Source organism: Leptospira paudalimensis (assembly GCF_026151345.1).
In the GTDB taxonomy this organism is placed as follows: domain Bacteria; phylum Spirochaetota; class Leptospiria; order Leptospirales; family Leptospiraceae; genus Leptospira_A; species Leptospira_A paudalimensis.
Map to the genome: position 1 here is coordinate 1,032,664 of NZ_JAMQPR010000001.1, position 17,515 is coordinate 1,050,178.

Annotated in this window: 18 protein-coding genes; 11 read left to right on the plus strand and 7 right to left on the minus strand. The window is 39.5% G+C overall.

Annotation, left to right across the window (positions count from 1 at the left end):
- Nucleotides 1-30: 30 nt before the first annotated feature.
- Nucleotides 31-1,767, plus strand: coding sequence for a peptidase MA family protein (locus ND855_RS04695; protein ID WP_265357403.1), 1,737 nt, complete (start codon nt 31-33; stop codon nt 1,765-1,767).
- A gap of 72 nt (nt 1,768-1,839) precedes the next feature.
- Here ND855_RS04695 and ND855_RS04700 read toward each other — a convergent pair whose 3' ends face one another.
- From ND855_RS04700 to ND855_RS04710, 3 genes are all read right to left on the minus strand, one after another.
- The gene (locus ND855_RS04700; protein ID WP_265357404.1) at nt 1,840-2,397 is read right to left on the minus strand and encodes a hypothetical protein; all 558 of its coding nucleotides are present in this window, start codon (nt 2,395-2,397) and stop codon (nt 1,840-1,842) included.
- A gap of 181 nt (nt 2,398-2,578) precedes the next feature.
- Nucleotides 2,579-3,520, minus strand: a complete 942-nt coding sequence (trxB, locus tag ND855_RS04705) for a thioredoxin-disulfide reductase (RefSeq protein WP_108958807.1) — start codon at nt 3,518-3,520, stop codon at nt 2,579-2,581.
- Between the two features lie 60 nt (nt 3,521-3,580).
- A complete protein-coding gene (locus tag ND855_RS04710; RefSeq protein WP_265357405.1) occupies nt 3,581-4,102 on the minus strand; it encodes a tetratricopeptide repeat protein in 522 nt (173 codons plus the stop codon).
- Nucleotides 4,103-4,199: 97 nt separating this feature from the next.
- Here ND855_RS04710 and xerD point away from each other — a divergent pair, with 97 nt between their 5' ends.
- From xerD to hslU, 4 genes are read left to right on the plus strand one after another with little or no spacing between them, the layout of a single operon-like run.
- Complete coding sequence (gene xerD, locus ND855_RS04715; protein WP_100727467.1) at nt 4,200-5,108, plus strand: site-specific tyrosine recombinase XerD; 909 nt, start codon at nt 4,200-4,202, stop codon at nt 5,106-5,108.
- Entirely contained in the window at nt 5,108-5,539 is a 432-nt protein-coding gene (locus ND855_RS04720) for an ATP-binding protein (RefSeq protein ID WP_265357406.1), read from the plus strand. Before xerD ends, ND855_RS04720 begins: the two co-directional genes overlap by 1 nt.
- A gap of 46 nt (nt 5,540-5,585) precedes the next feature.
- Nucleotides 5,586-6,119: an ATP-dependent protease subunit HslV gene (gene hslV, locus ND855_RS04725; RefSeq protein ID WP_100727469.1), complete on the plus strand. Its 534-nt coding sequence runs from the start codon at nt 5,586-5,588 to the stop codon at nt 6,117-6,119.
- A 1-nt stretch (nt 6,120) separates the two neighbouring features.
- Nucleotides 6,121-7,539 carry an ATP-dependent protease ATPase subunit HslU gene (gene hslU, locus ND855_RS04730; protein ID WP_265357407.1) on the plus strand — a complete coding sequence of 473 codons (1,419 nt, stop codon included), beginning with the start codon at nt 6,121-6,123 and terminating at the stop codon, nt 7,537-7,539.
- Here the strand turns inward: hslU and ND855_RS04735 are convergent.
- Both ND855_RS04735 and ND855_RS04740 read right to left on the minus strand, forming a co-directional pair.
- On the minus strand, nt 7,529-9,196 hold the full coding sequence (locus ND855_RS04735) for a chorismate-binding protein (RefSeq protein ID WP_322113522.1): 1,668 nt from the start codon (nt 9,194-9,196) through the stop codon (nt 7,529-7,531). The two genes, hslU and ND855_RS04735, sit on opposite strands and share 11 nt — an antisense overlap.
- A 194-nt stretch (nt 9,197-9,390) precedes the next feature.
- Nucleotides 9,391-10,227 (minus strand): hypothetical protein, encoded by an 837-nt coding sequence (locus tag ND855_RS04740; RefSeq protein WP_265357408.1) that lies wholly within the window; start codon nt 10,225-10,227, stop codon nt 9,391-9,393.
- An 89-nt stretch (nt 10,228-10,316) separates the two neighbouring features.
- Here ND855_RS04740 and ND855_RS04745 point away from each other — a divergent pair, with 89 nt between their 5' ends.
- From ND855_RS04745 to ND855_RS04770, 6 genes are all read left to right on the plus strand, one after another.
- Nucleotides 10,317-10,559: a biotin/lipoyl-containing protein gene (locus tag ND855_RS04745; protein ID WP_100727473.1), complete on the plus strand. Its 243-nt coding sequence runs from the start codon at nt 10,317-10,319 to the stop codon at nt 10,557-10,559.
- Nucleotides 10,556-11,419: a metallophosphoesterase family protein gene (locus tag ND855_RS04750; protein ID WP_265357409.1), complete on the plus strand. Its 864-nt coding sequence runs from the start codon at nt 10,556-10,558 to the stop codon at nt 11,417-11,419. Before ND855_RS04745 ends, ND855_RS04750 begins: the two co-directional genes overlap by 4 nt.
- 10 nt (nt 11,420-11,429) lie before the next feature.
- A complete protein-coding gene (locus tag ND855_RS04755; RefSeq protein WP_265357410.1) occupies nt 11,430-12,482 on the plus strand; it encodes an Mrp/NBP35 family ATP-binding protein in 1,053 nt (350 codons plus the stop codon).
- 48 nt (nt 12,483-12,530) lie between these two features.
- The gene (locus ND855_RS04760) at nt 12,531-13,226 is read left to right on the plus strand and encodes a hypothetical protein (RefSeq protein ID WP_100727476.1); all 696 of its coding nucleotides are present in this window, start codon (nt 12,531-12,533) and stop codon (nt 13,224-13,226) included.
- A 157-nt stretch (nt 13,227-13,383) separates the two neighbouring features.
- Nucleotides 13,384-13,770, plus strand: a complete 387-nt coding sequence (locus ND855_RS04765) for a peptide chain release factor family protein (RefSeq protein ID WP_265357411.1) — start codon at nt 13,384-13,386, stop codon at nt 13,768-13,770.
- 599 nt (nt 13,771-14,369) lie between these two features.
- On the plus strand, nt 14,370-15,365 hold the full coding sequence (locus ND855_RS04770) for a GDSL-type esterase/lipase family protein (RefSeq protein ID WP_265357412.1): 996 nt from the start codon (nt 14,370-14,372) through the stop codon (nt 15,363-15,365).
- 108 nt (nt 15,366-15,473) lie between these two features.
- Here ND855_RS04770 and groL read toward each other — a convergent pair whose 3' ends face one another.
- Nucleotides 15,474-17,123 carry a chaperonin GroEL gene (gene groL / locus ND855_RS04775; RefSeq protein ID WP_265357413.1) on the minus strand — a complete coding sequence of 550 codons (1,650 nt, stop codon included), beginning with the start codon at nt 17,121-17,123 and terminating at the stop codon, nt 15,474-15,476.
- Nucleotides 17,124-17,141: 18 nt separating this feature from the next.
- A complete protein-coding gene (gene groES, locus ND855_RS04780) occupies nt 17,142-17,432 on the minus strand; it encodes a co-chaperone GroES (protein WP_015678658.1) in 291 nt (96 codons plus the stop codon).
- Nucleotides 17,433-17,515: the final 83 nt, after the last annotated feature.

The following is a 17,515-nucleotide window of genomic DNA, read 5'->3' on the forward strand; positions in this document are numbered from 1 at the left end:
CCAAAATTGGGGCAATTGAGATTTGTCCCTATGAAACGTAATCTTGTTTTTCTTATTTCTTTCCTCTTAGGTTCTTTCCTTTATTCTGATGCTGAGAGAAAACCTGTTCCTTTAAAACGTGGGAGTGGGGCAGATGTATTGTATTTTGATTTTGGAGAAACCGCACCAACGAGTTTTTTCCAATCGGAAAAACTCCAAGAACCAAAACTGGAAGATCTGAAGTTGGGTTTTTTGGACGCAGCCCCTGGGTATTATTCGGGACCAGATGGGGGAGAAGTCTACCAATGGGCCAAAAACCATTACCAATGGAAACGTGCTGATGGCAGTGTGTTTACAGAATGGCCTACAGGGATTTTTAAATTAGATTTTCCAACTGGGACTGGATTTGTTTTCGCACCTGCACCTACATCATGTAATGGATGTTCGCCGACATTGGTATGGAATTACCCAGACAATACCAAAATCACAAAGTATTGGATTTCCCACCGAATAGAATATGATTCCATTTACCAAAAACCACTCGAGTTTCAAAACTACCTCCTTGTCAATGATTCCAAATTCGGCAAACCAAAGTTAGAGGTAGGAAATCTTGTTTTTTATGGTTCTGACAAGTGGAACGAGTATTTACGTGTGTTTGGTGAAGAAGTCAAAACCAAATCTCTTTTTGCTTTTTTAAAAAATGAATTTGGTTTTGAAAATCGTGGGAAAATTCCTGTTTTACTCTTTGATGACTACCAAACGGCAAAAGAGTATGTAGGATTTGATCTCCCTGGTGCCAACCAAACAGAAATGGGACTTGGGGGTAGGGATGCCATTGTTTTATGTTGTGGCGAACAAATGCCTGAACGATCGGGCAATGCAAATTTTGATGCCGACTCACTGCGTCGGGTTAATTTTAGTATGGTTCTCCAAAAACTGACTAGAAACATTGAACAAGTATCTTGTTTAAAAACCATTGCGGAAACTGGAATCCAACCTTCCCAAGAAATCCTTGACCCTTGGTTTGAAGAAGGATTGGCAACTTATACTGAATCTCGAATGAGTGACCGTAAACGTGTTTGGGTTTATGCGGAAACAGAAAAATTAATCCGAGAAAATAAGGCTCCCAAATCCTTTAAATCTTTGTTAGATGCCAAATACAAAGACAACATTCCTTATCTTTTTGGCGCCATTTTAGTGAAACACATCCATGATGTGTATGGAAAAGAAGCGATCACTTCCTACCAAAAAGAAACTTGTTTGGGGCTTGAATCCACTCTCGCCTTACAAAAGATAACTGGTGTAAGTGCGGATTCTATTTTGAAAGAGAGTACAAAACGATTTGAATCAGACAAACTTCAGATTTTAAAAGATACAAAATCACTTTCACTTTCTGGGTATACAGTCATGAACCCACAATTTCCTAATGAATATTTATCCTTTTTAGAGAAAGGTTTTACTCTCAAAGAATCCGCAAAAGATATCAAATCATATGATGAACTTCCTAACCTATACAAAATCTTCACTGCAAATGTGGAAGATTATACTGGGAAACGGGAAGGGGATTTTTTAGGACCCAAGGGAACTTATTTTTTCTTATGGAAAAAAGGGAATTACCGTTGGTTTGGAGATGGATGGGAAGCGAATGTATTTCCTGGAAACCAAATAGTATTCCGTGGATCCAATTACACGATTGTGGAATGGGAAAATGGAAAAAAACAATATGTGGCTCCAAGCGGAGATTCGGTGGTGTTCCCAAATCGAGAAACGGTGTTGTATCCAGACTGATCCAATTCGTTTTGCGTAAAAAAAACAAAATAAATGATTCCAAACCTTAATTGATTCCAGATTCAAAACGAATCAATTTTCTTTGGTTAACTTATATTTTTCCAATAAATCGGAGATTGATTCTTCCGGAAATCGATTTAAAACAAAAGGTATTTTTAAACTCTCATTCATTTGAAATACATTAGAATTCGTTTTTTCCACAATTCGAATGTAATATGATACTAAAGGTGTACAATTCCAAACTCCTCCAACTTCTCCTGTTGCCTCATTTTTTACATTTCCAAAATACATAAAACAAAGTACACTGTTGTTTTTAATTTTATAGTTTCCTATAACTAGTTTTTTATTATTAGGATACCATAGATAGGTTTTGCCATTTGAATCATTAAATTCGATTTGATTCCCATGAAAATTGGGATCAAAAGTTCTAATTGTTACGTTATTGGTAATGCTTTTGATTTCTTCATCAGTAAGTTTTTCAAATAAATGTAGATTTTCGTCGAAAAATTTTTCATTACTTGGTTTTGTAATATGAGATTTGCAAGTCACATTTAACACGAAGATAGGAAACAAAATCAAAAATAACGCAAATATTTTACGTAGCGATAATTTGTGAATATTCAGTAACATTTTAAGTATGATCGTAATGTGCCAAATGCTTTGGCAAGAAAAGAATTTTTGAATAAATTTAAATGCGATTGAGTGATTCTTTACGGAATTGTCTTTATGTTTGGAGAAATATACAAAAAAACCGATTTGGCGTTTGATTACCAAATCGTTTTCTCTTCCAAAGGGACTAAACGGTTAAAGTCTAATGACCTTCTAACCAGCGTTCTGCTTCAAGTGCGGCCATACAACCACTACCTGCAGCGGTAATTGCTTGTCTGTACACTTTGTCCTGAACATCACCTGCAGCAAACACCCCCTCTACATTTGTTTGTGTGGTTCCTGGTTTTGTGATGATATAGCCTGTTTCATCTAAATTCAATTGGCCTTTGAAAATTTCAGTATTGGGAACGTGTCCGATGGCATAAAAGAGTCCACCCACTTCTAAGTCTTTTTGGGATTTATCTTTTGTACTTTCGAGTACGATAGAAGTAAGACCACCAGCACCACCTTTTGCTTCTACAACCGTTTGGTTCCAAAGGATTTCAATTTTTGGGTGTTCCATGGCACGTTTTTGCATGATTTGGGATGCACGGAGTTGGTCACGTCTAACCACAAGATACACTTTGGAGGCAAATTTGGTTAGGTGATTTGCTTCTTCCACTGCGGAGTCCCCACCACCAACAACCGCAAGAGCTTTGTTTCGGTAAATCGGAAGGGCTCCGTCACAAACGGCACAAGCGGAAATCCCACGTTGCCAAAAAACATCTTCCCCTTTTACAAACATACGTTTGGCGGTTGCACCTGTCGCAATGATAATGGATTCTGCTTTGATTTCTTCGTCATCAGACCAAATGGTAAAAGGGCGTTTGGAAAAATCGACTTTGGTGATGGTTTGGGTGTGGATGGTGGTTCCATATTTTGCCGATTGTTCGCGGAAAAGTTGGGTGAGTTTGGTTCCATCGATCCCTTCTGGAAAACCAGGGAAATTTTCCACTTCTGTTGTGGTTGTGAGTTGTCCACCTGCGGCAACACCACCTGCCATAAATCCTTCATACATCACTGGGTTTAAATTGGCTCTCGCCGCGTAAATGGCTGCTGTGTGTCCTGCAGGTCCTGATCCAATGATGACAACTTTGTGGTTCATATTCTCTCCTAATCTGTATCTAGTTCGTTATTCTTTAGACTCGGTCTAAACGATTTGTGCCTATTTTGTTTCACACGCCCGCACCCAAGGTGCATAGTACGGGTCACCCGAAAGTGGGCTATTTTCTAAACTCTGGAGGTAGTCCTTTTGTTTGACCCCTCTCGTAAGACAGAGATAGGTAGCTTCAAAAAATTCCAAGGTTTCTTTTTTTCCTTGGAACCGAATTTCCTCTAAAATTTCCAGTGCTTCTTTTTCATACCCTGTGGTAAGATAGAGGCGGAAGAGTTCTCTTTGTACTTCTGTGTCGTCTTTTTTTTGTTTGTGGTATTTTTCCAAATAAAAGATGGCTGTGGCAATGGATTCCACACTGTCAGCAAGGAGAAGTCCCATTCGTTTGAGGACAGGATCATACTCAGGATTTTCCCGGAGCGAAAGCTCGTAATAATATAGGGCTTTTGTTTTTTCTCCTACCAATTCCCATTTTTTTCCTTCTTCGAAAAGAGTTCGTTCTTTTCGGCCGCAATTAACGACTAACAGGAAAGAAAGGATGAGTAAAAAAAAGGGAGTGATTCGATAAGACACATCTCCTTTTTTCCTGACATAGGCATTTGTGGCAAAAAAAATAATAAGTCTCTTTAAGCTTTTTGTCCGACTCTTTAAGTAACATAAGAGAGTAAAGATGGGTTCCAAATTGCCAGTTTCTCAAAATCAGCTTTTACAAACATTCCAAGAATACCTGTCCGTAGAAAAAGGACTGAGCGATAATTCGATTTATTCCTACGGATACGATCTCAACAAGTTCGCCATCTTTTTGGAAAAAGAACATATCAACTTTTTAGAAGTAAAAGCAAACGACATCATGCGTTTTCTCGAAGAAGAAAGAGAACGTAAAATCTCTGCAAAAACGCTCGCAAGAGAAGTTGTGGCAATCCGTCAGTTTTACAAATACTTACGAGATGAAAAACGTCTCGATTCGAATCCAACGGAAAAAATTGAAACCCCTGAAGTTGCAAGAACCATCCCCGATTACCTCACACAAGCGGAAATTGAGGAACTGTTTAAGAATATCAAAGAGGACAATTTGTACGAACTTCGTGACAAATGTATCTTTGAATTACTTTACTCTTCTGGTCTTCGGATTTCAGAAGCATGTAATTTAAAAATGTCTGATATTGATATGGAAAATATGACCATCACTGTCGAAGGAAAAGGGGGAAGACAACGCCTCGTTCCTTTTGGTGAAAAGTCTTTGGAAATCCTCAAACGTTACCTCACAGAAAGTCGCACTGAAATTTTGAAAAAAAGAACCTGTGACTTTGTATTTGTTTCTAAAAAAGGTTCGTATATCAATCGTAAGTCGGTATGGAGACTTCTCAACCACTACATCAAACGAACGAAAATTAAGAAAAAAGTCACTCCACACACTCTGCGCCACTCGTTTGCAACACATCTACTCGAAAACCACGCAGACCTTAAGTCAGTGCAAGAGTTACTTGGTCATATCGATATTTCTACCACACAGATCTATACACATATGGCAAATAAAACTCTGAAGGAAGTTCATAAGAAATTCCATCCGAGAGGATAATGTCGAACCCCACGAAACATGCGGACTACGGAAAAGTAGTCCGTATCCAAATTCCCTCCAATCCTCGTTTTGTTTCCCATACTCGTAATTATTTTTTCAATTTATGTTTAGAACATGGATTTTCCCTATTTGATTCCATGGACTTAAAATTGGTCATTGGGGAAGCCATCACCAATATCATTCGTCACGCCTATTCCAGTCGCACAGACAAACCCATCTTTATCGAAATCCAATTTGATAAAGACAGAGTGGAAATCAAACTCCGCGATTATGGAAAAAAAGTAGAACCCAAAGATTTACGCAGTTTCGACGTGAGTGATTATAGAGAACATGGCATTGGGTTATTTATGATCCGCGAACTTACCGATTATTATTTTTTAGACCAATCCTTTGAGGTTGGAAACCAGATGGTCCTCATCAAAAGAAAGTAACCTCCATTTTTCTCGACAACGGTTTCCCATTTGGAATTTTATCCGTATGGAAACAATTCACGCAACCACCATCCTCTCTGTTCGTAAAAATGGAAAAATTGCAGTCGGAGGTGATGGCCAAGTTTCGATGGGAAATACCGTCATGAAACATACAGCAAAAAAGGTACGTCGCCTTTACAATGGTAAGGTGATCGCTGGATTTGCTGGAAGTGCTGCCGATGCCTTCACACTCTTTGAACTCTTTGAAAAAAAATTAATTGAACATGGTGGATCTGTTTCTCGTGCTGCAGTGGAACTTGCACGAGAATGGAGGATGGACCGCATGTTACGTAGACTTGAGGCACTCCTCATTGTTTGTGATGCCAATGAATCCTTTCTCATTTCAGGAACAGGGGATGTGATCTCACCAGATGATGGTGTACTTGCGATTGGATCTGGTGGTAATTTTGCCCTCAGTGCAGCAAGAGCCCTTGTAGAGAACACAGACTTAGATCCAAAAGAAATCATCACAAGAGCCATGAAGATTACTGCTGACATCTGTATTTATACAAACCACAATTTAGTGATCGAGGAATTATAATATGACACTCAAAACCATTGTAGCAGAAGTGGCAAACGATCCAAACAAAACAGAGGATCTCACCCCACGCCAAATTGTAGAACGTTTGGATGAACACATCATTGGCCAAACAAAAGCAAAACGAGCTGTGGCAGTGGCCCTTCGCAATCGTTCCAGAAGGCGTAAATTAGAAGAATCCTTACGCGAGGAAATTTATCCCAAAAACATCATCATGATTGGACCAACCGGTGTTGGAAAAACAGAGATTGCTCGTCGTCTGTCAAAGTTATGTGGTGCTCCCTTTTTAAAAGTGGAAGCCACAAAATATACGGAAGTGGGATACGTGGGTCGGGATGTGGAATCTATGATACGAGATTTGGCGATGGGTGCTTTAAACCTAGTGAAAGCGGAATTTCGGGAACGAGTGAAAGACAAAGCCGCTGAAAAAGCAGAAGAAATTATTTTAGATGTGATCCTTCCTCCTATCTTCCATAAAAAAGAATCTGAATTAAACCCTGAAGAAAAAGAACGATTTGAAAGTTATAAAGAATCCAGAGAAAAGTTTCGTGACAAGTTAAGGAAAGGTATTCTAAACGAACAAGAAATCGAAATCGATATTCCGAAACAATCCCCTCAATCAGGGATGCCCATGTTGCAGGTATTTGGTGCTGGGAATATGGAAGAAATGGACAACCAAATCCAAAACCTACTTGGTGATTTGATGCCAAAAAAATCAGGCAAACGAAAGGTGAAAGTTTCGGATGCACAGAAAATTTTACTCGAATCGGAAGCTGAAAAACTCATTGATTCAGATAAAATCCAATCCGAGGCAGTGCGCCGAGTAGAAGAGATGGGCATTATCTTTCTGGATGAGATTGATAAAATTGCAGGAAGAGAAGGGCGCCAAGGAGCGGATGTTTCGAGAGAAGGGGTACAACGTGATTTGTTACCAATTGTAGAAGGATCAACTGTGAATACGAAACTGGGTCCCATTAAAACGGATCATATTTTGTTCATTGCCGCTGGTGCCTTCCACATGACAAAACCATCAGACCTAATTCCTGAATTACAAGGAAGATTTCCGATTCGTGTGGAATTGGAAACACTGACAGAGGGAGATTTTATCAAAATTCTCACCACTCCTAAGTCTTCTCTTACCAAACAATACGAAGCCCTTCTTGCCACAGAAGGTGTGAAGATTGAATACACTCAAGATGGAATTGCTGAAATTGCTAAACTTGCCTTCCAAATGAATGAAAAAAACGAAAACATTGGGGCAAGAAGGCTGAATACCATCATGGAAAAGTTATTGGAAGACACAAGTTTTGAAGCCCCCGATTTACCAGAGGACAAAAAACATGTGGTGATCAATGAAGAATATGTGTCGAACAAACTCAAAGGAATCATAGAGGACAAAGACCTAAGTCGATTTATTTTGTAACGAGCGTTACCCGTTCGAATCCTCGGACGGAATTCCCCACGAGGATGGCCTCTGCTTTCAGTAAGTCATCTTTGGTTGTGGGTTTTACCTTCACCCAATTTTTTTGGAGAAGTTTTTCTCGAAAGACTCCAGGAAGGCCGCCTGTTTCCAAGGATGGTGTGTACCACTTTCCCTTTTCTTTGTAAAATAGGTTACGGATTGTCGTTTCCAATACTCTTCCATCTTTGTCATAAAGGATACAATCATCAATACCTAATTCTTTGCATACTTCTGTTAGTTGGTTGTACACACTGCGGTTTGTTGTTTTGTGGTATAAAAATACATCATCTGAATTGATGGGTAATTTAGCAAAACCCAATCGTATCGTAGGTCGAATGGAACGTTTCGGAAGTGGAGTTGATTCCCAATGGAAGTTACCTTCTTCATTCAGTAAGAGGCGAATCCTCACCTTTCCTGTTACTTCTGTCTCGATCTTATGGAAAGTATCTTCCAACTTTGTTTTGGAAAATGAAAATCCAAACCGTTTTGCTGTACTTTCCAATCGATTCCCATGTTGTTCCTTTAAAAATATTTTTCCGTGGGAGAGTTTCAAAGTCTCTAAGATTTGGAAACTGGGTGGTAATGGACTTGTCAGTACCTTCAGTTTAGAAAGGCATTCTTCATATTCTTCTTTGGGTGAGGATAATACTGTGACTCCACTTCCAATTCCATAAATGGCATTATGAGTTTCGCCATTCGATTCTGTTTCCAACGTACGAATTGTAACACTAGCGCGGATCCAAGGAACATGGTTAGTTTCCTCTGATGTAAAAAAAACACCTGTATAAACTCCTCTGTTCCCAACCTCTAAAGAACGTAAAAGTTCATAGGAATTCCGTTTGGGAGCACCAATCACGGATCCTGATGGGAACAAGGAAGAGAGGACTGTATTCCAAGAAAATGGTTTGTCCAATTTTGCCGTTACTTTGGAAACCATTTGCCAAACAGTACTGAGCCCTCGGATCGAAAAAAGTTCTTCCACTTCGACAGTCCCTTGTTTGGCAATTCTTCCTAGATCATTTCGATACAAATCTGTGATCATTACATTTTCGGCTCTTTCCTTTTCAGAAGTTTGGAGGTGCGAAAAATTCTTTTGATCATCTTCTTTTGTATTCCCTCTAACAATGGTTCCTTTCATGGGTTCGGTGGTAATCGTTTCACCTAGAACTTCAAAAAAAAGTTCAGGCGAGAGGGAAACAATGGTTTTGTTTTTCCCTTCGTAAGGATAGAATACTGAAAATTTTGTTTTTTGTTTTGCTTTGAGGTTTTGGTAGAATGAAAACAAATCACCGTTTATCTGAAGTTCGACGGGAAAACACAAATTTAATTCATAACTTTCCCCAAGTTTCAGATACTCCAAAGTTTTATTCCATTGGTTTGTATATTCTTCCTTAGACCATTTTGGTTTTGGATATGAAATGGATACTGGTGTATCAACCTTCGGATCCGGATTTTTATATTTAGATCTTTTTTTGTTTTGGAAGATGGTGATATGAAGGAGAGGAGTTCCTTCTTTTAAGGGAGAAGATTCTAAATCCAATCCTTCTATGAAGTGATACCCTAGTTCATAATTGAGGATCCCACAAGGGTAATTTCCTTTTTTTCTTTCTAAATCCAATCGATCGAATAGAGAATGGATTTGTCCTTTTAGGTTTTGGTTTCGATCGAGTTTGAGTTGAATTTCTTCAATAGGACCAAAGTAATGATCAGAAATTGTATAACCAGGTTCTGATACACAATCTTCGAAGAGAAGACCACCAGAGTTTCGGTAGTTCTCTTCGAATTGTATCCAAGGAATGGATTCGATAGGGATTAAAACTCCATTTTTTGGAGTGCTTCGAGTGGGTAATTCAAATAGACAGTTGTGGTTTTTTTACTCGTTTGGATATCAAAACACTCTAAAGGATCAAGTCCCAAGTTGTAAAAACCTTCATCAATCATTGCAATTCCAAAACCGGCACTTTCTTTTTCATCTAAAAAGTCAGGGCGAAAAAATTCGGCACTATTCCCTTGTTTTGCAAGTTCTGCATGACGTTCTCTACTTTTCCGAATCCTATTTAAATCCATTCCCATAATCGGTGAATCGTTACGAATCCGAATGTAAACTGAGTTGGGACGGATTTCAATTTTCATCGAAATCTTTAGATCATACTTTTTGACCTTTTCTCTAACAATTGTTAGGAATTCTTTTTCGTCTTCGTTAAGATTGTGTTTTTTCGTTCTCTTTTTGTCTGAAAGGGTTAGAATTTTTTGAACCACTTTTTTGATTTTATCGGGCACAATGTAACGTTGCATTGCATCTCTGAGTGGTTCCGTTTCTAAAATGATATCAAGTAACTCTTCTGCTTCTTCTTCCGGAGTTTGGCCTTGGGCTTTCAATTTGTTTAAGAGTTCATCTTGGAAAATGACAAATCTTGTATTTGCTTTTACCGCATTGAGCAGGGCTTCCATGAGTCCACTAAAGAGGTGAAAAGAGGTGAGAGGGTTTGCACCCACGCGGTTTAAAATTCCTTGGACCACTTCGTTTACTATATCACGTGTCGATTTGGTTAGACCTTTTAATTCAAAATGGAAATAATCCTTTTGGATGAGGTGGTCTAAGTTTTCAAGGATTTCTGTGCCTTTGTATTTGATTTTCTCGTTTGCCATTGAGGTTCGCTAAACTTTTATGTATAAAAAACGGGAAAACAAGGTTTTGTAAACCAGTTTTCCGACCGAGGGAGCAGGTTTGTTTGTATATGAAAGAATTCCTTCTTAAAACTCCTGATTTAGGTGACACTGAAAAAATCGAACTCGTCCGTTGGTTATGCAAAGAAGGCCAATCTGTGAAGGAAGGGGACGAAGTGATCGAACTTGTGACAGATAAAGCCGCATTTCCTGTCGAATCCCCTTATTCTGGTACATTGAAAAAAATCATCATGGAACAAGGATCGGTGGTGAAAAAAGGAGATATCCTTGGAATCATGGATATTAACGAATGAAAATCCTTCATATCTCCGATTTACATTTCCCGAAAAAACTCTCATTGTTTTCACTTCGTGGGAAAGCCATTGTCGGATACCTCAATTACCATGTGAGGAGAAGGTCAAAACACCCGGTAGTTCTAATTGCAGCCATGGTGGACACCATCAAAAGTTTAGAATATGATGCACTTGTTATCTCTGGTGACCTAACAAACGTTTCACATCCAAGTGAATTCCAAAACGCAAAAGACATCTTAAAACCGATCTTAACGGACAAAACGTTCTTGATTCCAGGAAACCATGACCGTTACCAAAAAAGAGCCATGGGACCAAATCCTTTATTTGAGAAGGCATTTGCAGAATGGATGGGTGAGTCAGTTAGCCCCAATCATTATTTACGCACCAAACGGATTGCAGGAAAATTATTTGTAGGTTGGGATTCCAATTTAGCCATTCCTAGGATCACAGCAAACGGATATGTGGCTAAAGAAGTGGTCGAACAAACAGTGAAACTCTCTGAAGGACCATATGTACTTGTAGGACACCACCCACTTTGGAATCCCAAAACAGAAGTGGAATCTGCTTCCCACCGAATGTCCAACCGAAAGGATGTGGTGGATGGATTACAAACCAATCCTCCCGAATTGTACTTACATGGGCATACTCATACCAATTGGGTGAAACTTCCTGGGAAAGAAACTCCCTTCACCATTGTGAACTCAGCATCCAGTACACGGCTTTCCGATTCCAAACATGAGTGTGGATTCCATTTGATCGAACTGGGAAAACAAACTCATTACCGTCGTTTCATCTATTCAGATAATAAATTTACAGAGACAAATCCCATTCTTTACGAAGAGACAGAGGGAGTCGTCTAAAGGACATACCATGGCGAATGATAAAATTGATTTAACAACCATCCAACGACAACTCATGCAAGTGAAACACCCCGAACTCAAAAAAGACATTGTGAGTCTCGGAATGGTGGCTAAAGTCACTCCCACTGATGATGGAATTGAAATCCTCATCAAAACTCCGAATGCTGACCGCCGATTGCAAATTGGACTCGAAGCACAAACAAGGCAGTTAATTTCCAAAATTGAAGGTGCTGGTAAAGTCAAGATCAAGTTTGAAGTTGATCAAAACTTAAAGATGGAAGATGGAAACAGAATCTTCGGTGTGAAAAAAGTCATCGCTGTTGGATCTGGAAAAGGGGGAGTGGGGAAATCCACAGTCACTGCAAACTTAGCAAGCACCTTAGCACGTAACGGTAAGAAGGTGGGGATTATGGATGCAGACATCTATGGTCCATCCCTTGGAAAGATGTTTGGAATCAATGGCCGAGTGGCATTAAAATCCGAAGAAGATAAAATTTACCCAATTGAAAAACATGGAATCAAATTGATTTCCTTTTCCTTCCTTGTCACAGAAGACCAACCAGTGGTTTGGCGTGGACCAATGCTAGGAAAGGCCATTGAACAGTTCTTATACGATGTAGTTTGGGGAGAGTTAGATTACCTCTTTATTGATTTACCACCTGGCACTGGGGATGTTCAGTTATCCCTTGCCCAACTCATTGACCTGGATGGAGCTGTCATTGTCACCACACCACAAGAAGTGGCAGTGTTAGATGCAGGCCGCGCTGCTGCAATGTTCAAACAAGTAAAAGTACCAATCCTTGGGATTGTGGAAAACATGTCTGGATTTGCATGTCCTAAATGTGGCCATGTGACGGATGTCTTTTCCAAAGGGGGAGGGGAAAAACTTTCCAAACAAGTGGGAGTTCCGGAACTTGGTGCGGTACCTCTCACACTTGATGTCATGAGTTCGGGAGAAGCTGGGAAACCTGCCTTACTTGACGCAAAAGACTCTCCTTTACAGCAGGCGTATTTTAAGATTGCAAAGAATTTAGAAGAACAAATTGCCAATTGGGAAGATTAAAAAATCACTTGTGTCTTCCTGCACATTTCTTAGTCTAAAGGATACACTATGAATTTTGAACGCGGTTCCAAACCAAATCCAACCGGGAATTTAATCGCATACTGCCATGTATTCGGAGAGAATCCGATTGCACCAGGTGGGAAAATCATAGCCTCCAATGTGGTGGTCAGTTTCTTAAAAATAGGGGACAACTACCCAGTGGTGACCTTTCCACCAGTGGCACTTCCCTCCAAAGAGGAACTCATGAAAATCCTCGCGGACAATATCCATTTGTATGATGTGGTGCAACTTCCAGACTTCCAAATGCCAGAAAACAAAGATTTGGCGAACCAATACATCCAAGAACGTATGGAACAATTTAATTCCATGGTGATGCGGTACGTAGAATTCTGTAAGGCTAAAGAAAAGAAAACCCAAACCACAAATCTCAGTGACCAACTGGAACAAGTAAGTGAACCATTGGAAACCTTAGCCAATTTATCCATCGAATTTCGCAATACTTCTGGAATTGCGAGGGAAGCAACAAGGCTCAAGATGGAACGAATTGTGGACTACTTCCATACAAACCATCCAACCCTCGATATTGATAATTTCAAAAAAGCACTATCAGTACCAGGAAAGGTAGGGGATGAACTGGTTGGCCTTTACATCCAAAAATTCAATGCGATCCAAATTGAAAATTATGAAACGGCTTCTGATCTGAGAAAACGCATTTTAGAAATCGAAGAATCTACGGCTACATAAGACAGTCGTTAGGTTCCGATTCAGCCGAAAGATTCCAAACCCTTCTTTACAGGAAGGGTTGATTTCTTAGGATACTGTCTTAAACTGATATCTTTCACAAATCTCTAAGGCATCGGCCGAAAACCATTCCAATTTCCAACCTAAGAGTAACACTGTCATGGCACTTACCTTCCCAGTTTCCCCAGAAAAGAATGTTTCGCTTAAAAAACGAATGGAGACACTTGGGATTCGCGAATCTGATTTGAAAGAACAGTTTGTGAAGGCAAGTGGGAAAGGGGGGCAAAACGTCAATAAGGTAGCAACTGCTGTTGTGTTACTTCATATCCCTACAAGGAAACAGGTAAAGTGTTCGGTATACCGCACCCAAGGACTCAATCGTTATAAAGCGAGAGATTTACTCTGTTTGGAAATGGAGAGAGAATTGGAACCTTCAAAGTCCGAATCCTCTATTCAAAAACTTCGTAAGAAAAAACAAAACAAATACAATAAGGCACTAAAAAAGAAATTGGAGAAAGAAAAATTAGAAAGGAACGATCCTATCTAAATCGAATCTTCATTTTTATCCTTACTTTGTTTTCAATTTCCATCAGTTGTTTGTATTTTTTGAGAAGATTAATGGGTCTAGTCGTTGGAACGTCATTCAGTTGATGAGGCCATTCCATGTTTTGATTTCAATTGTGATCTTAACGTTCGCCTATACGGATACTATTTTGATGTCCTAAAGAAACTTAATATTTGTTTGCTTATGGTTACTATCCCTATCATCCAAATCATTGTTTCCTTTTCCAATTGTGCTTTTTTAAACATTATAAACATTTGTTGAACCATAGGTTTTTGCTTTCGTCAATGAACGAGGATTTTGTGAAAATATCCTTTGACCGATTCACTACGGCCACTAATATTTCTTTTGATATAAAATATTATTTTAAATTTTGAAAAATTTCGAAATTAAAAAGTTTTATCCCCTCAATAATCAATTATAGTTTGTTAAATGGTGAAAAAGAGATACGATTTGAACGATGATTTTCTATTTCTATCGAAAAATTATACTTGCTGAATGAGAAATTATCATCTAACAATACCAAAAACTAATTCTTTGTATGCGATTATTTTAATGGTATGCAGGTACTTGATGGAGCAATAATGAAAAACCGCTTTTTTCGCTTCTTCCCAATATTTTTATTATTCGGGTTTATCCTATTTGGTTTGTCTCGGCAAACCCACCTTTTGGCTGAACCTATACCCTCTAAACTATCTTCTACCAATTATCCAATCATTCGTCAGTTTGGTGATTCGATAACCTTTGGTTACGGATTTGTTCAGTGTTATGGGATTCCAGGTATCTGTATGAACTACGGTAATAATGGTCAAAACTCATGTTCTCCCTGTGCTGTACAACTTTGGGGAGGTGGATACCGCAATTGGATGACAGTGATTGCCTTACAACCTGCAAATCAGTTTGTTTTTGGAACAGTTGGTTATCAATGTGGTGGATCAAATGCAAGTCAATGGAGTACGAATTCCATGTCACATGATGGTTATCCAGGGTTTCGAACAGATCAACTAGCACCAATTGCCTCCTTACCGAGTATAGCTGACATCACTTTAGTACATGCAGGAACAAACGATTTTATTCAAGGTATGACTGTTGACAGGGCAAAAGTTGGCTTGATAAACATTATGCAAAACCTAATAACACAAAATCCCTCTACAACGATTTACGTGGCACAAATCATACGTTACATGAAACCGGCTTCCACATGCACTTCTTGTAAAGATTATTCCGTTTTGAATCCAATCGTTGAACAATATAACCAATGGATTTCGAACCAATTGACAAAAACAATAATTGGTTTTCCAAATCAAATTGTGATTGTTGATATGTATGATGCACTTACGTCTTCATCAGATTATTCATTTGATGGTGTCCATCCAAGTTCCGCTGGTTATCAAAAAATGGCTTGTTCTTGGGTTCGTGCCATTAAGAAAATGCCTTCTATGCCAGGTAGCCCTTGTTCCGATCTTACCTTGGGAGAAACGAAAAGTTTATCCACTCCATTAAATTCAGATGTGGAAAAGTCATTTCCTCAACCAGAAGAAATCCAACAAATCATGCAAGGAAAGTACAAAGGATTGTAATATAATCGATTTCCTTCGATTTAAATTTTATACAAAAAAAGCCTAAGCAGAATCCCACTTAGGCTTTTTAAATGAACAGATTGTTCAGAAGAGAATAGGGAAAATGATTTACATCATGCCGCCCATTCCTCCCATACCACCCATTCCTCCCATGCCGCCCATTCCAGCACCAGCAGCATCTTTCGGCTCAGGTTTGTCTGTAATGGTCACTTCAGTGGTGAGGATCATCGCACCAATCGAAGCTGCATTTTGAAGGGCAGAACGAACTACTTTCGCAGGGTCAACAACACCAGCTTTGATGAGGTCTTCCCAAACCATAGTAAGTGCATTAAATCCTTCGTTTCCTTTTTTCGCACGAGCTTGTTCCACAATCACAGATCCTTCAAGACCTGCATTGGAAGTGATCATACGAATAGGCTCTTCTAATGCGCGTAAGATGATATTCGCACCAGTTTGTTCGTCGCCAGAAAGTTTTAATCCTTTTACTGCGTCTTGTGCGCGTAGTAGTGTGAGTCCACCACCAGGAACAATTCCTTCTTCCACAGCAGCGCGAGTTGCAGAAAGAGCATCTTCTACACGAGCTTTTTTCTCTTTCATTTCTACTTCAGTCGCAGCACCAACGTGGATCACAGCAACACCACCTGCAAGTTTTGCAAGGCGTTCTTGGAGTTTTTCACGATCGTAATCAGATGTTGTGTCTTCGATTTGTTTTTTGATTTGGTTCACTCGGCCTTGGATGTCTTTAGAAGCACCAGCACCTTCGATGATGGTTGTGTTTTCTTTGTCCACTACCACTTTTTTCGCACGGCCTAACATCTTCACATCAGCGTTTTCTAGTTTCATTCCGAGGTCTTCAGAAATCACTTGTCCACCAGTGAGGATAGCGATGTCTTCGAGCATTGCTTTTCTTCTATCACCAAACCCTGGAGCTTTTACAGCCACACATTGGATGGTTTTACGAAGTGTGTTGACAACGATTGTTGCAAGAGCTTCACCTTCTACTTCTTCAGCGATGATAACTAGTGGTCTTCCTGCTTGTGCAATTTTTTCAAGCACAGGGAGAAGGTCTTTCATCGAAGCAATTTTTTTGTCGTAAATTAAGATGAATGGATCGTTAAAAGTAGCGATCATTGCTTCTGGATCTGTCACCATGTATGGAGACACGTATCCACGATCAAATTGCATCCCTTCTACGATATCAAGAGTGGTTTCTATTGATTTAGCTTCATCAACAGTGATCACACCTTCTTTTCCCACTTTGTCAAATGCTTGTGCAATGAGGTTACCGATTTCTGGATCATTGTTTGCAGAGATGGTTGCAACATTTGCGTATTCTGCTTTGCTATTGATTTTAATTGCGTGTTTTTTGATTTCTTCAACAGCAGCAAGAACTGCTTTGTCGATCCCATGTTTCAGAGCCATTGGGTTTGCGCCCGCAGTTACGTTTTTCAAACCTTCATTGATGATGGCTTGTGCAAGGATGGTTGCAGTTGTTGTTCCGTCACCTGCGATGTCGTTAGTTTTTGTAGAAACTTCCTTCACCATTTGAGCGCCCATGTTTTCGATTGCATCTTCTAATTCGATTTCTTTCGCAACCGTTACACCATCTTTTGTGATGGTAGGAGATCCAAATTTTTTGTCGATGACTACGTTACGGCCTTTTGGTCCAAGAGTCACCTTTACTGCGTTAGCAAGTTTGTTCACTCCGCTAAGAAGTTTTCTACGTGCTGATTCATCAAATTCTATTGTTTTAGCCATGATTGTTTCCTTTTAGATTTAGTTTGTCACAACACCGAGGATGTCGCTTTCACGGATAATGAGTAATTCCTTTCCGCCTTGTTTGATTTCTGTTCCGGAATACTTTCCGTAAAGAACTGTGTCTCCTACCTTTACTTCTAAAGGAACGAGTTTACCGTCTTCATAACGGCCTTGTCCCACAGCGATGACTTTGCCTTCTTGTGGTTTTTCTTTGGCAGTGTCTGGTACGATGATGGATCCGATTTTTTCTTCCGACTCATTCTTTGGCTCTACGACTACTCGGTCGCCTAAAGGTTTGATTGATGCCATGAGTGACTCCTTGTATGCAATCTACTTATTAATACTAAGTTTAGCACCTTTCAAAAAAGAGTGCTAAACTCCAGTACCATAGA

Bases quoted from the DNA above. Each gene is read 5' to 3' on its own strand.
- ND855_RS04745 (WP_100727473.1), top strand. From the start codon at position 10,317: ATGAAAGAATTCCTTCTTAAAACTCCTGATTTAGGTGACACTGAAAAA.
- ND855_RS04760 (WP_100727476.1), top strand. From the start codon at position 12,531: ATGAATTTTGAACGCGGTTCCAAACCAAATCCAACCGGGAATTTAATC.
- groES (WP_015678658.1), bottom strand. From the start codon at position 17,432: ATGGCATCAATCAAACCTTTAGGCGACCGAGTAGTCGTAGAGCCAAAG.
- ND855_RS04750 (WP_265357409.1), top strand. From the start codon at position 10,556: ATGAAAATCCTTCATATCTCCGATTTACATTTCCCGAAAAAACTCTCA.
- hslU (WP_265357407.1), top strand. From the start codon at position 6,121: ATGACACTCAAAACCATTGTAGCAGAAGTGGCAAACGATCCAAACAAA.
- xerD (WP_100727467.1), top strand. From the start codon at position 4,200: ATGGGTTCCAAATTGCCAGTTTCTCAAAATCAGCTTTTACAAACATTC.
- ND855_RS04740 (WP_265357408.1), bottom strand. From the start codon at position 10,227: ATGGCAAACGAGAAAATCAAATACAAAGGCACAGAAATCCTTGAAAAC.
- hslV (WP_100727469.1), top strand. From the start codon at position 5,586: ATGGAAACAATTCACGCAACCACCATCCTCTCTGTTCGTAAAAATGGA.
- ND855_RS04770 (WP_265357412.1), top strand. From the start codon at position 14,370: ATGAAAAACCGCTTTTTTCGCTTCTTCCCAATATTTTTATTATTCGGG.
- ND855_RS04695 (WP_265357403.1), top strand. From the start codon at position 31: ATGAAACGTAATCTTGTTTTTCTTATTTCTTTCCTCTTAGGTTCTTTC.
- trxB (WP_108958807.1), bottom strand. From the start codon at position 3,520: ATGAACCACAAAGTTGTCATCATTGGATCAGGACCTGCAGGACACACA.
- ND855_RS04765 (WP_265357411.1), top strand. From the start codon at position 13,384: ATGGCACTTACCTTCCCAGTTTCCCCAGAAAAGAATGTTTCGCTTAAA.
- ND855_RS04720 (WP_265357406.1), top strand. From the start codon at position 5,108: ATGTCGAACCCCACGAAACATGCGGACTACGGAAAAGTAGTCCGTATC.
- groL (WP_265357413.1), bottom strand. From the start codon at position 17,123: ATGGCTAAAACAATAGAATTTGATGAATCAGCACGTAGAAAACTTCTT.
- ND855_RS04755 (WP_265357410.1), top strand. From the start codon at position 11,430: ATGGCGAATGATAAAATTGATTTAACAACCATCCAACGACAACTCATG.
- ND855_RS04700 (WP_265357404.1), bottom strand. From the start codon at position 2,397: ATGTTACTGAATATTCACAAATTATCGCTACGTAAAATATTTGCGTTA.